General features: G+C 63.9%; 10 protein-coding genes. 1 reads left to right on the top strand and 9 read right to left on the bottom strand.

Features of this window, described 5'->3' with window-relative positions; translation table 11 throughout:
- Positions 1-1456: 1456 nt before the first annotated feature.
- Complete coding sequence (locus ACFWJ8_RS04250; RefSeq protein ID WP_378809346.1) at positions 1457-2617, top strand: hypothetical protein; 1161 nt, start codon at positions 1457-1459, stop codon at positions 2615-2617.
- A 91-nt stretch (positions 2618-2708) separates the two neighbouring features.
- On the opposite strand, the gene ACFWJ8_RS04245 is transcribed toward ACFWJ8_RS04250, so the two are convergent.
- From ACFWJ8_RS04245 to ACFWJ8_RS04205, 9 genes are all read right to left on the bottom strand, one after another.
- Positions 2709-3557, bottom strand: coding sequence for a hypothetical protein (locus tag ACFWJ8_RS04245; protein ID WP_378809343.1), 849 nt, complete (start codon positions 3555-3557; stop codon positions 2709-2711).
- 210 nt (positions 3558-3767) lie between these two features.
- Positions 3768-5072: a DUF1524 domain-containing protein gene (locus ACFWJ8_RS04240; RefSeq protein ID WP_378809341.1), complete on the bottom strand. Its 1305-nt coding sequence runs from the start codon at positions 5070-5072 to the stop codon at positions 3768-3770.
- 469 nt (positions 5073-5541) lie between these two features.
- Positions 5542-7005 (bottom strand): TIM barrel protein, encoded by a 1464-nt coding sequence (locus tag ACFWJ8_RS04235; protein ID WP_378809339.1) that lies wholly within the window; start codon positions 7003-7005, stop codon positions 5542-5544.
- A gap of 13 nt (positions 7006-7018) precedes the next feature.
- Positions 7019-7849: an ABC transporter permease gene (locus ACFWJ8_RS04230; RefSeq protein ID WP_378809336.1), complete on the bottom strand. Its 831-nt coding sequence runs from the start codon at positions 7847-7849 to the stop codon at positions 7019-7021.
- Between the two features lie 2 nt (positions 7850-7851).
- Positions 7852-8748 (bottom strand): ABC transporter permease, encoded by an 897-nt coding sequence (locus ACFWJ8_RS04225; protein WP_378809334.1) that lies wholly within the window; start codon positions 8746-8748, stop codon positions 7852-7854.
- A complete protein-coding gene (locus ACFWJ8_RS04220; protein WP_378809332.1) occupies positions 8745-9842 on the bottom strand; it encodes an ABC transporter ATP-binding protein in 1098 nt (365 codons plus the stop codon). The genes ACFWJ8_RS04225 and ACFWJ8_RS04220 overlap by 4 nt, the downstream gene beginning before the upstream one ends.
- 145 nt (positions 9843-9987) lie before the next feature.
- Complete coding sequence (locus tag ACFWJ8_RS04215; protein ID WP_378809330.1) at positions 9988-11004, bottom strand: LacI family DNA-binding transcriptional regulator; 1017 nt, start codon at positions 11002-11004, stop codon at positions 9988-9990.
- 82 nt (positions 11005-11086) lie between these two features.
- The gene (locus ACFWJ8_RS04210) at positions 11087-12313 is read right to left on the bottom strand and encodes an extracellular solute-binding protein (RefSeq protein WP_378809327.1); all 1227 of its coding nucleotides are present in this window, start codon (positions 12311-12313) and stop codon (positions 11087-11089) included.
- A 116-nt stretch (positions 12314-12429) separates the two neighbouring features.
- Positions 12430-14790, bottom strand: coding sequence for a hypothetical protein (locus ACFWJ8_RS04205; RefSeq protein ID WP_378809325.1), 2361 nt, complete (start codon positions 14788-14790; stop codon positions 12430-12432).
- Positions 14791-14882 lie beyond the last annotated feature (92 nt).

Here is a 14882-nt window from a genome sequence, read left to right as displayed (position 1 = left end):
GCGCGGCCCCCCGGCCCTGGGGGGTCGGGGGGGGGCCGGCGCCGCCCCCCCCCCCCACCCCGGCGAACGTACGGATCTGCTTTGTCACGTTGTGAAGGACTTGCTTCCCCAGTCGTGGTAGCCCCCGACCGCCGCCGTTCCAACCTGCATCGTGGCGCTGCAGCTGTGCTTTGTGGTGGTCGTGATGCACACCGAAATGAAGGTGTTGTTGCTGTAGCGGATCGCCGCGCCGCCGGCCGGCCTTGTGCCCGAGCATGTACTTCCGTAGTTGCTTACACTCGCGTAGCCGGTCGTCGAAGTCGGCTTGTAGCTGCTCCCCGAGAAGCCCCCGGAGCATCCTGCGGGGGACGCCGAGGTCGCTGACGAGAGCCACGCGTTGGCGGGTGCAGCTGCCAACGTGGATCCGGCGACAACTCCGAGGACGATCGCCAACGTGCCGAGAAGACGGCGGCCACGTGCCGCTCCCCGTTTGGCGCCAACGGTGGTTTTCATCTGCGCATCCTTTCGAATTCCCGATCGTGATCCGTGTGGATCGGGGTTCACGTTATGAGCCCAGGGGAAAGCGCGTAGCCGCAGAAATACAGCGATGACCGGCCCTAAGGTGGTGAACTGGGCCAGAATCTCGCGTTCCACCCCAACGCATCTCCACCGACGGGCCGCAGCAACTTCATCCGTATGGATGAGTCAGCCTCATACCGGCAGGACTGTCTCGCGAACGCGATTGCTGACACTCGTCATTCGGCGCGAACCGACATTCCCGGCGTTCCCCCGCGTCGCCTTCGGATCCCCGGTGTTCGCCCCTCTCGGTGAGCGAGGACGGCTCCCGTGCGACCGCGTCCGTCACCCCAGGCGTCAGGGCTTCTGTGGCGCTCTAGCCTCGCCCTGCTGGCCGTGCTGTTTGCCAGCATCGCCGGCCCGGGGTGAGCGTGGGCGGCAACGCACGCCCTGTCGCCGGCTGCGTGCACGTTGGGGTGGACTGTAGCGCCTCCTTGAGCGCGGGTCGTCAGCGACTCCGCGCCAGACTGGGAGCAGTGGCAGCGAAAGCCGAAACTCGGCACAGTCACAGCAAAAGGGGGTCGGCCGGCCTTCCGCGAGGTACAGACTGCGTCTTCTGATCGTCCTCCACACAGGTCGACGACGGACCGAGCCAGGAGGCATTCATGCCGCACACCCGCACCCTCACGGTCACACTCCACGATGACCGCACCTTCACACTCGACGAAACAACCGGCCGAGGATTCCAGCACCGCGCTGCCCGGGAGCCGTCGTTCGCGTTCATTTGCCCTGGCGACGAGGTTCCTACGCTTGTGAGTCCGCGCCGGCTGACCTGGAATCACGTTGACAGCGAGGTCGCCCCGAACCAGTGATCGACCGGCCATCACCGGTTGGAACACTGCGAGCTGTTTGAGCTCCAGCGTTCCAGCGACCGCGGGCGTCGTGGCTGCTTGCAGGTGACATGGCGATGGCCGCAATTCGTGGAGCGCCCACCGATTTGCCTCGTTCGACGAGGTGGCGCAAGGGCACCGTAAACTGCGACTTCGGACAGGCGCTGGGGGTCGAGATGTCGTTAACGGTGATCGCCTGCGATGAATCGGCCTCGGAGGGTGAGAACCTCATCGCGAGTCAGCACCCCGTGTTCGTGCACGGAAGCACCAGCTTGCCCCTGTCCGACGCACAGGAGTTCATCGCACGGCTTCGCGTCGCGACTCGAGCGCAGGCACCTGAGATGAAGTCCGGGTCCGTCCTCACACCGCGGAACCGGGCAGCACTCCTTGACGCGCTCCCGGCGCTGGATGGCCAAGCGAACATCTACTTCGTCGACAAGTCGTACTTCATCACCGCGAAGATGATCGTGCTCACCCTGGCCGAACTCGGTGAGCGGAATGGGCAGGACGTACATTTGAGCGGCCTCGGGCGGTACCTCACAGACCTGCTTCACCGGAAGGGGCCCCGCGCGGTCGGCCGGGGACGTTGGGATGCGCTGCTCCTCGCGTTCAACGACGTCATTCGCTCATACGCGCGCGCCGGTTCAAAGGCCGCATCTGTCTGGCCGTTCTTCGTTGCCCTGGCGAATGCCCGTATGAACTGCAGCGACCGTCAGGTCTCTGAGATCCTCACGGAGGTCTGGGAGGCTCGTCACCTCACCTTGGAGCATGTGAATGCGGACCCGGTCGAGTTTCGAGAGTTGGATCCCCTCGCACCGTCGCTGGCTACCGTGTCGATGACATGGCACATGCGCCTCGGGGTTCCATTCGAGTTCCTCCACGACCGACACAGTCTTCTGACGGAGTCGGTGCGCGACGCCATCGTCGCGGGCGCCCGCGCGCCGCTCTCGCTCGGCGAGCATGCGCTCCCGCGAGCAGACCTGCGAGGAATACGCGTCATCGACTCAAGACTCGACGCGCGGGTACAAGTCGCCGACATCCTCGCGGGAACCGGGCGTGAGGTTGCTCAGATGGCGGCCGGCGGCACTCTCGATGACCCGTTACAGACGGTCGTCCACGAAATGCTCGACTTCAATGTGATGTCTTCCGGAGGTTCCCCCGTGGACCTGCTCGTCGAACGAGCCCCGTTGCGATATTGGGAAGACTGGTGGGCGCGGCAAGCCCCGTCGTGAGTGCAACCGGGCCAGAATTGGAACGTCAACGTGCGCAACGCACCGTTCTCGGGGCGCGCCCTACGATCGCGGGAAGGGCGCCGGAGCGAGGTCACCGGGAGCGTCGGATCCGTGGACGGCGGTGTCGTAGAGGCGACTGAGCGGCAGGGGTGGGCGTGGCGGAACGCGATGCCGCGGCCACCAAGCTGCTGATGGACTTCAAGTGGTCGCCGACCACTTCGATGTCCTTCCCGATTCTGACGAGCGGGGGGACGGGAAGTTCGATTCGCTTCTCGATATCCAGATCGAGGGGCATCTTCTCGACGTACGACTCCCCCGCGGAGCTGTCGTACGACGCGGTCACCTCGTACCGCCGCGGCACGCCGGCGACTTCGTCGAAGATGCGCGGCACCCGGCCCATAAGCCACACGTACGGGGCGTCTTTACTCATGACGGGGAAGCGCACAGTGCCGTCGAAGACCGCATTCACTTCCTCGAAATGGGGCTGCATCCTTCCTGGCATGAAGAACTCCTCCGAAGAGCTGAAGGGAACATCGACCTGGAGTTTCACGTTGAGGGCGGGACTTTGTCCGGTGTTCCGGATCGCCAGGTACATCGTGCCCTGCACCGACTGGCCACGGCTCTTCAGGACCTGTCGATCCATCTGCAGGTACACCTGTACACGAGGTCGGCTGATTTCGAGGTTGGCTTGACGAGAGAGTTCGTTTGCCCGGACAAGCTCAAGGTTCGAGGAGTCGACTTGTCTGATCTGGTACCAAGTTAACGCGAGCGCTACCAGCACGGTCGCACCGAACAGCGCCTGCCATTCTTCGGCCGTAGGCATGTTCTCGAAACGCCACCACGCGCCGAACACAGCTGCTGAGATGCAGAACAACGCGAAGAGCAACAGGGTCGCGGCGACGACGAACCGCGCACGCCCGGAGGTGAGGAACTTCTTCATCGACGAAGAAGACTACATCGGTGGAAAGCCGAGAACTCTGGCTATGCCGGCCGGTGTCGCTCGCGCCGCGTCGCATGAGCCGGCTAACACTCGTCCTGCGATGAAAGGGCATTCAGAGAGGCCGTCCGAACGATCGTTGCGGTCGAGCTGTCATGCTCTCAGCCCCACCACCCCGCGGACGCATGCAGGCGCGCGATCGTCCGTCCCAGGTCATGTGTCGCAGCCGATGCCGTCTTTGTCGCGGTCCAGGTGCGAGCCGTAGCCGGGCTGGCCCTGGTAGATCGGCGCGGCGCCGGCGGCGCGGACCGCATCGCAGTTCTTGTAGTAGACCTCGACGGGTGCCGGCTGCGCGGGAGGAGGGGCAGGCTGAGCGGGTGCCGGCTGTGCAGGTGCTGGTGCAGGCTGAGCCGGGCCAGGCTGCGCAGGAGCCGGGGCGGGCTCAGGTGCGGCTTCGACGACGGGCGCCGCGGCGGCGAATGTGGAGGTGACCGCCATCTGGTCGGGGCACTCACTGAGGATCCGAGCGATCGCGTCGTGCTCCGCCTGGGTGACCCAGAGGCCGTAAATCGCCTTCGCGGACACCTGCCGAGCGACGTACTCGCATCGGAACGCCTTGTTCTTCGGCAGCCAGGTAGCAGCGTCCCCGTCGCCCTTCTGAGCGTTTGCGGCACCGTCTACGGCGAGGAGGTTCATCGGATCGTTCGCCAACGATGCCCGCTGGTCCGGCGTGAGCTGCTGGGCGCCCTTCTGCCAGGCGTCGGAGAGGGCGACCAAGTGGTCGATCTGCACGTCGGCGGAGGTGTCGTTGCCGCGGACGAAGTTGATCGTGGTGGCGGTGTAGGGGTCGGCGAGCGTGCCGGAGTAGACCCGGCAGTTGACCTCGTCGATGTTGGTGAGGTCGCGGGCGAGGATGTCGTTGCGGGTATCGCAGCCGTTGCGGTCGACGTCCAGCCACCGCTGGCCGAACTGGTCACGGTCGTACCCGGTCTTCGGGGCGCGGCCCTTCACCTCGAGGGTGGCGAGGACTGCGAGCGCGGTCTGGTCGGCGGTGGCACCGGCGTGCGCGACGGTCTGTACCTGACCGGCGAACGCCTCATCGGTGATCTCGTCGTCAACGGGCTCTGCGGACACCTCGGGCTCCGGTGCCGTCGTCGGGGTGATCGGCGCCGAGATGGGTGCGGGGTCGCTTTCGCTGCCGGCCTCCGCGGCCTTCGGGTAGACGACGGTGGTCAGCATCCCGGCGACGAAGAGCACGACGGCGGCGATCGCGGTCGCGATGATCGCGACGTTGCGGGAGCGGAACCGCAGCCACGTCGGCGTGTTCTTGGCGAGGGCGACGATGCCGGTGATGAGCACGGTGAGAGCCGCGATGGCGATCAGCGGGGCGAGCACGAACAGCAGCCCTACGGAGATGACTCCGATGAGGATCCATACCCAGACGGGAAGCCGCTTTCGCTTGCCGGGCTTCGCATCAGAATTCGGCGGAGGCGGCGTGAGGCTAATCGTGGACGCCATTGTGGAGCTCCTTGGCGCGCGGTTAGGCGCAGTCGAGTGAGGCTGGAAGCCAAGAGGGTTGCACCCCCCCAGGAGGCACTTCAGGCATGCTACCCACGTCCGCGGACGTCGTCAGACTGTCCCGTGACGTGATGGAAGGGAGAGCACCACTAGTGTCCGGATGCCATGTCCAGTTCATGGGATTCGACGACGCCAATACAATCTCTTCACGAGCGCCTTCGACGATTGGTCGAACCCACTAGGGCAGTGTCGCGGGCGAATCGATCCCCGACCGCCCGCGACACCTCCGAGACCCAGGCCGATCCCGGAGCTGTTCCTCGACTCGCGGCTGCCAGTCGCGCATCGAACCGTCGTGAAGGGCGCGATCGACAGCGACGCGGGTGAGTGAGGCCCGGAGCCAACGCCATGTCATAGCAGCTCAGGCGGGACCGCCCGATGGTGCCGGCGCCTACGAGTAATAGGCGCAAGCTCATCGCAGCTCCACGCACTGCTGATCGACAACTCTCCGGAGGGCGGACGCTGCGAGTCCGAACGCCGCCGGTCCCGAGAAGCCGCCCGTCTCGAACGCGGACGAGAGGTGTGGTTCAAGTGAAGCAACCCCGCGGTACCCCCGCTTAAGAAGCATCCGGGCGACAAGATGCAGCCCACCGTCACCCTCGCCAGCAGGCCGCACGGCACCGTCGTGGAGCGATGCATCCTTCACCTGGAGGTATCGGAGCCACGGCGACACCAGCTCGATCATGGCGCCATCCGGGACGATCCCCACCTGCACGTAGTTTGCCGAGTCCCAGGCCAACTGGAACGCGGGCGAGTCCACCTCCGCAACGAGTCGCAGGATTCGCTCCGGGACGTCCCCGTAAGTGCACTTCTCGTTCTCGTGCAGCAGCACGATGCCGGCATGCTCTGCCATCTTGGCCAGCGCGCGCAGGCCTTCCACTACCTCGCGGTGGTCGAGGTCCGGTCGCTCGGGGTCGGTCGGGTAGAACGAGAAGATCCGAATGCTGTCGGTTCCTAGCCGCTTGGCTGCTGCGATCGCCACAGCGAGTCGCGCACGCTCCTGGTCGCGATGCTCGACAGCGACCTTTCCGATCGGCGACGCGATCGCGGAGACGGTGAGTCCGCCGTCCGAAATCTCCCTCGCCAGTTCGCCCAGCTGAGCGGCGGTGAGATCGATGACATTGGTGCCCCAAGCACTGCGCACCTCGATCGCGGATGCGCCAAGCGCCGTGAGCACGGCGACCTGTACCCGCGGGTCATCGTTGATCTCGTCACCGAACCTGCTGAGAGTCCACGAGGCCTCAACCAGGGGCAGATCGCACGCAACCGCGCGCAACCAGACGTCCGCAATCACACTGTGCCCGTAGGCGGTTGGGTGGACCCCGTCGCGAGCGACCGCCGCGGCCCCAACGACTCCGGCATGGCGATGAAGCAAACTGTCCAGATTTACAACTCTCGCTCCGAACTCGGTGGCCAAGTTGTGCAGTGCGGCGATCTTTGGTTCGAGATCGTCCCGGAAGCCCCGCTGGGCATAGTCGATCGGGATGACGAACGGCTCACAAACGACGATGCGGGCATCAGTTTGATCTCGAATCTGGGTGAGAATCTCGCGGCAGTCCGCCGTGAATCGCTCAACGGATGTGGGATCATCGCGGTCAAATCTCCGCCAGACGTCGTTAACACCGACCAGAACACTTACGAGGTCCGGAGCCTCTTCGAGGCAGTCGGTCGTTAGGCGGGCAAGCACGTCGCGGGAACGGTCGCCTCCAACACCGCGGTTGACAACGCGCACCGTGGGTGCGATGTTCGCCAACTCCTCGCTGATCCGTCGCACATAGCCGTCGCCGAGGCCAGCGGGGTCGGACCCGCGGGACGCGTCTGTGACGCTGTCGCCGATGAAGAGAACAGTGAACTCGTCTGAGGACGCGGTGGTCATGGGTTTCTCCAGGTCAGGCGGCCGAGCGACCAAGGGTCTGGGCGGGATTGGAAAATCGGGCGCTCACGATGAGTCCGACCAGCGCAAACAGCATGTAGAAGACAGTCATCGCAGCGGTCAGCATGATCGGCGGCCCGCCGGGGTCTGACAGCTTGCCGAAGATCGACACGACGAGCGTCTGGCTCTTCGCGCTCGAGACGAAGAACGTCAGATCAAAGGCGGCGAGCGTGCGCACGAAGGCAAGCAGTGCGGCCGCGACTATTCCGGGCACGAGCAGGGGAACGAGAACGTGGATGAAGAGCCTGCCCGAGTCAGCCCCGAACACTCGCGCTGCACGCTCGACGTCGGGCGAGATCTGCTCGACGAAGGGAACCGTCACGAGGATCACCAGCGGTACCGTCGGTACGAGATTCACGACGATCACGGCCAGCAACGATCCGCCGATTCCAATCCGATACATGAGAGCCGCGAGCTGCACCGCGTAGGTGAGCGACGGCAGGATGACGGGGAGCAACAGCAACAGCATGAGAGCAGACCGGCTGGGAAAGTTCTTGCGCGCAAGGATGTAGCCGGCGGGCACGCCCGCGATCAGCGCGATCGCCACGACGGCGAAGCTCACTTGGAACGTGACCACGATCGAGTTCACGAGGCCTGGCGTGTCGATCGCCTCGGCGAACCAGCCGGTCGTCAATCCCTCCGGCAGCCAACTTGCACCCCATTTCGTGGCGAAGGCGGTCAGCACCACTGAGAACAACACCGCAAGCAAGAACGCGATGAACACGCCTGCGGCGATCCAGGTCACGATCCGCGTGAAGGTCGGGCGTGTGCGGCGGAAGTACGACATGCTCATCCTTTCCCGCCGACGGCTGCGCCGCGGAAGATGCGGTTACGCAATGCGACCATCGATCCGAGTAGCAGCAGTTCGATGATTGTGAGGATCACGGCGATGGCCGAGGCCTCGGTGTAGTCCGAGCGCTGTGCCGCCGCTTGATAGATGGGGATCGTCAGCACGCGTGTCGCGTTGTCGGGCTGCCCAACGAGGATCGCTGAGGGGAAGATCGCGAACGCCTCGACCAGCGCCAGCATGAGCGCGGTGATGAGTCCGGGCAGCACCAGCGGGAAGGTAATCCGCCAGAAGCGATGGAACCGGTTTGCACCAAGTGTCGCAGCCGCGTCCTCGATCCGTCGGTCGATACCGCCGAAGAAGCCAAGCATGAGCAAGAAGGCGAAGGGCGTCGTGGTGAGTACTCCGGCGATGAAGGTGCCGGTGTAGTTGTAGATGAATTGCCCCTTGTCAGCGCCGATCGAGGTGAGCAGCAGGTTCAACCAGCCGGAAGAGGAGAACACACGCGACATGCCTTGGGCGATCAGGATGCTGCCAAACGTCAGGGGCAGAAGCATGACGAACACCAGCATCTCCCGCCCTCGGAAGTCGCGCCGGGCCTGGTACGCGATCGGCGTGGCAATCGAGACACTCACGAGTGCGACTGGGAGCGCGAGCCGCAGAGTCTTCCAGATCGTGTCCGACATGAACGAGTCGCTGAAGAACGCGATGTAGTTTGCGAACGGCCCGCCCTCGATGCGTGGCTGAAACGAGATCGCCACCCCGTACACGAACGGGTAGATGAACAGGGCGCCGACGACTAGTACGGCGGGCAACAACAGCAGTAGCGACCACTCGATGTCACGCTCGGCAAGACGACGTTTCAGCTGCCCGTTCTGAATGTCCGTGCGCAAGTTCATACCGGCTCCACAGCCTCGGGCGCATCACTCGAATAGACGAGCACGCGCTGCGGATCAAACTCGAAGTCCACGACGCTGCCCTGTTCAACCGCGAGGTCGGTCATCACGTGTAGCAACGAACCGTCGGCGAGACGCAGCTCAACCGAACGCTGGCGGCCGTGGTATTCGACGACCTCAGCAATCCCGTGGCCGGTGGCTGATGGTGATGAACCGAGCCGGATGTCGGCCGGCCGAACCGCGACAACGACGCCCGACCCAGAATCGAACGCTCCTGCAGCGACCCCGGTGAGTTCGAGCTCGCCAACACGAACGCACACGTCGGAGTCGTTGCCGCCTAGCAGCGCCCCATCGAGAAGATTCCGGTATCCCATGAATCCTGCGACGTACGGACTCGCTGGCTGTTCGTGCACCTCGGCCGGAGTTCCCGCCTGTTCGATTCTGCCGTTGCGGAGTACGACGATACGGGTCGCGAGCGAGAGTGCTTCCTCTTGATCGTGCGTGACATATAGAACCGTCAGCCCACGCTCTTGGTAGAGCCGTTTGATCTCGGTACGCATACCCACCCGTAGCGCCGCGTCGAGGTTCGACAAAGGCTCATCCATGAGCACGAAGTCGGGGTCGATCGCGAGAGCTCGAGCGATCGCGACACGCTGTTGTTGGCCGCCGGAGAGCTGGGCGGGCAACTTGTCCGCGTGCTGTTCCAACTGCACGAGATCAAGCATCTCGATCGCGCGTCGTCGGCGCTCGACACGGGGTACGCCGCGCATCCGAAGTCCGAACTCAACGTTGGCGCGCACGCTCAGATGCGGGAACAGTGCATAGCTCTGGAACACCATTCCGAAGCCGCGCCTCTCGGCCGGGAGGGTGTCGATGCGCTGCTCGTCGCGCCAGATCGAACCATCGGACAACGGCTGGAGTCCCGCGAGGCAGGCGAGTGCGGTGGACTTCCCGCAACCGGAGGGCCCGAGCAACGCCACAAATTCCCCTCGCTCGATGTCGAGGTCGAAACTGCGCAGGGCGGGAGCCGTCGCCTTCGGATAGGTGCGAGTGACCCCCCGCAGCGACAGAGTGTTGAACGCCGTGGATGCAGTCATCGCCGGGCCCCGTTCTCGCAACATGCGGGCTCGTGTGTCGGGCGATCCATAGAGAGGCTCCATCTTGTCGATTTGTATACTGTGGAATGGAAATAGTGAACGTTCACCCGCCGGGTGACGAGTATCTCGTGGTGGGGCAGCCGGATTAGTGGGGCGCGGGCCCGCTCGACTCCCGCACCACCAGGGCGGTCTCGAGACGCGCCTCTGCGTAGCCCGGTTCACGGCCATCAAGCACCGCGATCAGCTGCGCCATCGCGTCCGCGCCGACGCCGACCAAGTCGGCGGAGACTGTCGAAAGCGCTGGGGTCGTGTACGCGGCGAAGTCGTCGTCGTTCCAGCCGAAGACGCTGATGTCAGTTGGGATCCGCCACCCGCCCTCAAGAAGCCGCCGCATCGCACCGAGCGCGATCTGATCATTGGCAGCGATCACCGCCGTCACCCCGGAGGACCGCTCAATAGATCCCGCAAGTTCGTATCCCGACTCGAGTGACCACGCCCCGACGTAAGTACCGATGGAGACGAGGCCGAGTTCGGCGATCGTGCGCTGGTAGATGTCACTGCGATTGCGAGCCGACGCCCACTCCTGCGGACCGGCGAGGTGGACGAACCTCGTGTGTCCTTGTCTCGCGAGATGCTTCACGACATCAGCGATGGCCGACCCGTCAGCGAGCCCGCCCCGCAAGTGCATATGCTCGTCGTAGCTGCCTGCTACCAGCATTGGCAGCTGGTGAGCAGACTGTCCCCCCATGTTGGGGATGCCATCGAGCGGCGTCAGGCTTAGTACTCCTGCGGCCTGCCTGGACTCGACGAGTTCGATGAGATCCTGGGTGCGCAGTGCGGGATCGCCACCGAGTCCGACGACGTCGATCGCGTAGCCGTGCTGGCGAGCCACCTGCGCCGCGCCGGCAAGCATTCGCAGCGGCACCCAGTTTGTGGATTCTGGCAGGACGATTGCGATGCGATTAGTGCGTCGAGTGCGCATGGACCGCGCCACCAGATCCGGATGATAATCGAGAGTCTCGATCGCTGACCGGATGCGCCCCACGGTAGCCTGCTTCAGACCTCCCTCGTCGCGCAGGTACCGCGACACGGTCTGATGCGAGACTCCTGCGAGAAGCGCGACATCGCGCATCGTCGCACGCCGCCTCGGTTGCGTGGCCATTTGGGACCTCTCATCTGGGGATCGCCGCGTCGGTGGGGCAGTGATGGCTTGAGCCCCACCGACGCGGCAACACTAGCGCGACTCAGTTGCCGACCTGGCTGCCGATCTTTCGCTGCCAGAGGTCGAAAGCCTTCTGCAGCACGGCCGGCTGCAGCGGGGTGTGGCTTGTACCGCTGGCGAGGGCTTCGGGGTAGAAGTCGGGACGCCCCCACTCCGCCAGGAACGCCTTGCCCTCGGCCGTAGCGTTCTCGATCGTCGCGTTCTTGTTTGCAGTGTTCAGAACACCCAGCGCGATCGTCGAGCGCTGAGCGTCCTCGTCGAGGATCGCACTCTGGAGCGCAAGAGCGACATACAGCATCTCGGCACTGACGCCCTCGGGGATCCACGCGAAATGCGCATCTTCGATCCAGTGCTGATTCTTGAAGGTGGTGATCGCAGTATCGGCTGGAATCACGCCGTTCTGGCGATTGTAGATCTCCTGCCCGTCAAGCGCCGGCACAACGTCGAGCTCGCCTGCACCGAAGGCCTGATTCATCACCGTGGACGACGGCGGGTAGGTCGTGACCACCTTGTTGAGTTTTTCCAGGTACGCCCATGTCTTGTCCCAGCCGTTCTCGGGGTCACTCGGGTCGTCGTCGCCAAGCAGGTACGGCAGCGCCTGCAGGAAGGTGAACCCCGGACCCGAGTTCGGCGGCTGCGCGTATCCGAATCGACCGGGATTGGCCTCCGCCCACGAGAGCAGTCTCTCCGGAGTATCGATCTCGTCCGCCGACACCACCTCGTCATTGAAGATCAACAGTGGGCCCGCCTTGTCGTAGCGCACCATAACGCCGTAGCCATCGGCGAGCGCCTGCATGTTCGACATTCCCTCATCCTGGATCTCAGCAAGATCCGGAAGGCTGTCGGCGTACGTTGACACTTGCTCGAGATAGGGGCCGGTTCCTTCGCTGCCGAGGATTCCGAGCCCACCGAGGACAAGACTGATGTCGACGCTACCGGCGCTCTGCTGAGCGAGCACCTTGCCCGCCACGTCGGTGCCCGGGGCGGTCTGAATGTTGAGTTCCTTGACGAGTTCGGGGTGGTCGGCCACGAACTGCTCAACAATGTGCCCGTTCGTAGTCAGATCGCCACCTCCGTCGAGAATGTTGAGCACGATGGGCTCGGTGGGCTTGACCGGAACCAGCCCCTCCGCGGTCTCTTCGGGGTCGCCAGCGCCGGGCGCGCCGCAGCCGGTGAGTGCCAGCGCGGCGACGGCGAGCGATGCAACGCCGAGCGCGAGCCGGTATCGCGTAGATGGTGTCAGTGTCATGAGTGTGCCTCTTATCCGTCATCTTTGACGATCGCGCCGGCCTGGGGACGCCATCAGGGTGATTGGCGGTTTCGCCGCCATGAACAGAATAGTGATCGTTCACTATTTGGTCAACTTCACGCCGGTGCAACCCACCCGGTGGTCGGGATCGCAACATCCGCTGATCCGGAGGCGCTCAACGTCACTTGCACGAATCGTGCGCGATCCACAGACGAATCAATGAGTACAGCCGTAACCTGCGCATTGGGCTTTCCCGTGAACAGAAGGCGCCCACCGTCGATCCAAGCGCGCTGGACGTTGTGGTCGGCATACGTCACGTAGATTCCCGGCGTGGCCGGCGGCGTGTCGATCCAGAACGCTTTCCCTGCCGATGTGTTCTGCGTGAGGTCGATTGGCAATCCCGGCTGCTTCCAGGCAGCTCCCGTGCGGATCCCCCGGTATGCGTAGGTGAACACGGTGTTGTCGTCGAGCGTGATGTCGACGATGGCGTAGGAGACGCTGTCGTACAGCCACCGCAGATTCGCGGTGAGCGTTCGTTGACTCTTGCCCGCTGCCGTGGCCACGAGCAGCCCTCTGGTGCGATCGTCGTTCAGGTACATCCACGCATACGGTCCGACCGAGGTAGTCCAGTTCGCAGTGTCCCAGCCCTGGCCAAGATACACCGGACGGAAGTCCTTCTCGGTCAGCGCAGAAATCCGCGGATGCGCGCGCCAGCGATTGAACTTACTCATGAGCGTGATGCCCGCCGTGGGCCAGGCCACAGGGTCTCCCGGGTCCTGCGGGAACTTGACGTTCCTCACTGGGAGGTATGAGTAGTAGTCCTCCATCCTCCCCGAGACCTTTCCGGCGAGGTACGTCGAACCCATCGGCAGATGACCAAACGAGCAGATCACCGTCTCGATCGAAGGGCTGTCCGTGACCGCCCCGTGCGCCGTGAGCCAGCCGTTGTCGACGACGTGCAACAAACCGTTCGTACGGTCGGTCTGGGTGGGGAAGATGTCAACCTCACTCGTGAGCTTCACGCCAAATCCGGGATGCTCCGCGACGATGCCGTTGAGCATGTTCCGGCTAAGGACGGCCTTCCGATAGACGTTGTCGGTGGGGTGCGAGTAGGAGGTCACTGCGTCGTTCTGCCAGAACTCGGTGAGGTCGATCATCTGGTGCTCTAGCCCGTAGTTCTCGATGAGCGCCAAGATCTGCGTCCGCTTAGCGTCAAGCTCGCTGTGGTTCGCGAGATCACGCCCCTGGTTGTGGTAACCGCCCGTCAAGCTGAACCACATGCCGAACTTCATTCCGTTATTGCTGATGAGTTGGGCGATCTCGTCAAGACTGCCGATTGATGGAAGCAGCGTGGGGTCGACGTCGATCGAATCGCGCGTGGTGTTCCACAGGTCATCGAACATGACCATGCCCATCGCCGCAGCCGCCGCCTTCGGCACCACCACATCCCTGTAGTAGCGGTTCTGGCGGGCCGCCGAGCGCCAGTCCCAGTCGTTCGTATTGAACAAGGTGCTGACGTTGTTGTAGCGGAACCTCCGACGGAAGTGAGTCTGCTCCGCCATCTTCCCGTCCACCACGGTCCCCGTGAACACCGTGAAGTTGACCGAGAGGTACTCGAACTCCTCGTTGGGAAACAGGACGAGTTGGAGCACTTCGGGCCGCGTGTCGATGCGCACGTTGGTCACCCCGCTCCACAGATTTAGCCCCGCGAATGGCGGTTGCATGTATTCGGCCTCCGAGCCTTTGCCCTTCTGCGTCTTCCAGTTGAGCTCCGGACTGAGCGACCAGCCGTGCCCGGCCGGGTAGACCACGATGGCCTTCTTTGCCCGCTCCGCGCGCGTCCGATGGTCTGTGGTGATCTGGGCAGCCGGGCTGAGTGGGCCCGTCGTCGAGTGCCACCGCATGTTATTCACGTAGAAGGTCTCGTGTGGAGCCGAGGGGATCCCAAGAGCGAGCACCACCGACTCGCTGATCGTGAGCTTTGCCGCTGGGTCGTTGTTCTTGATCCTCGTGAAGTAGCGCAGCCCCGACGATCCGTCATAAAGCTCGAAGTAGAGCGTCACGCGCATCGGGACTGGACTGGTCCGACTGATCACGAGCACGCGCTGACGCCCTACACGCTGATTGCCGCCGGGAACCGCCGCGTAGATGACATTCTCCGTGGTCGATTCGAGAACCCAGCCGCCGTCATCGGCCTTGACCTCGGTGGCCCCGTTGAGCGTATAGACGAATAGGTGAGTTCGGGGCGCGTCACTCAGGTATTCGACTCCCGCCCGCAGGTTGCGCAGCGCGTCAAGGTGTACCGAGCCATTTGCGAATCGAACGGTGACTCGAAGCACCTGATTCTCAAGCGTCCAGCTGTCGTCAGGGGCAGCGTGTGCCGGCGCGTCCGCGACAAACACGTCGCCAAGGAGGGCCGTCGTGGCGGCAACACCGACTCCCGCGCGCAGGAAGGTCCTTCTATCAATCCCGGACATCGCAACTCCTTCGTCGTGGGTGCCGCCGCAGCCCGACCGCACGAAAGCGACAATAGTGATCGTTCACTTTTTAGTCAACGAATTCCTTACAG

This window comes from Microbacterium sp. NPDC058389 (assembly GCF_042722305.1).
Classification (GTDB): Bacteria; Actinomycetota; Actinomycetes; order Actinomycetales; family Microbacteriaceae; genus Microbacterium.
This window is presented reverse-complemented; position numbering and strand designations above follow the sequence as displayed.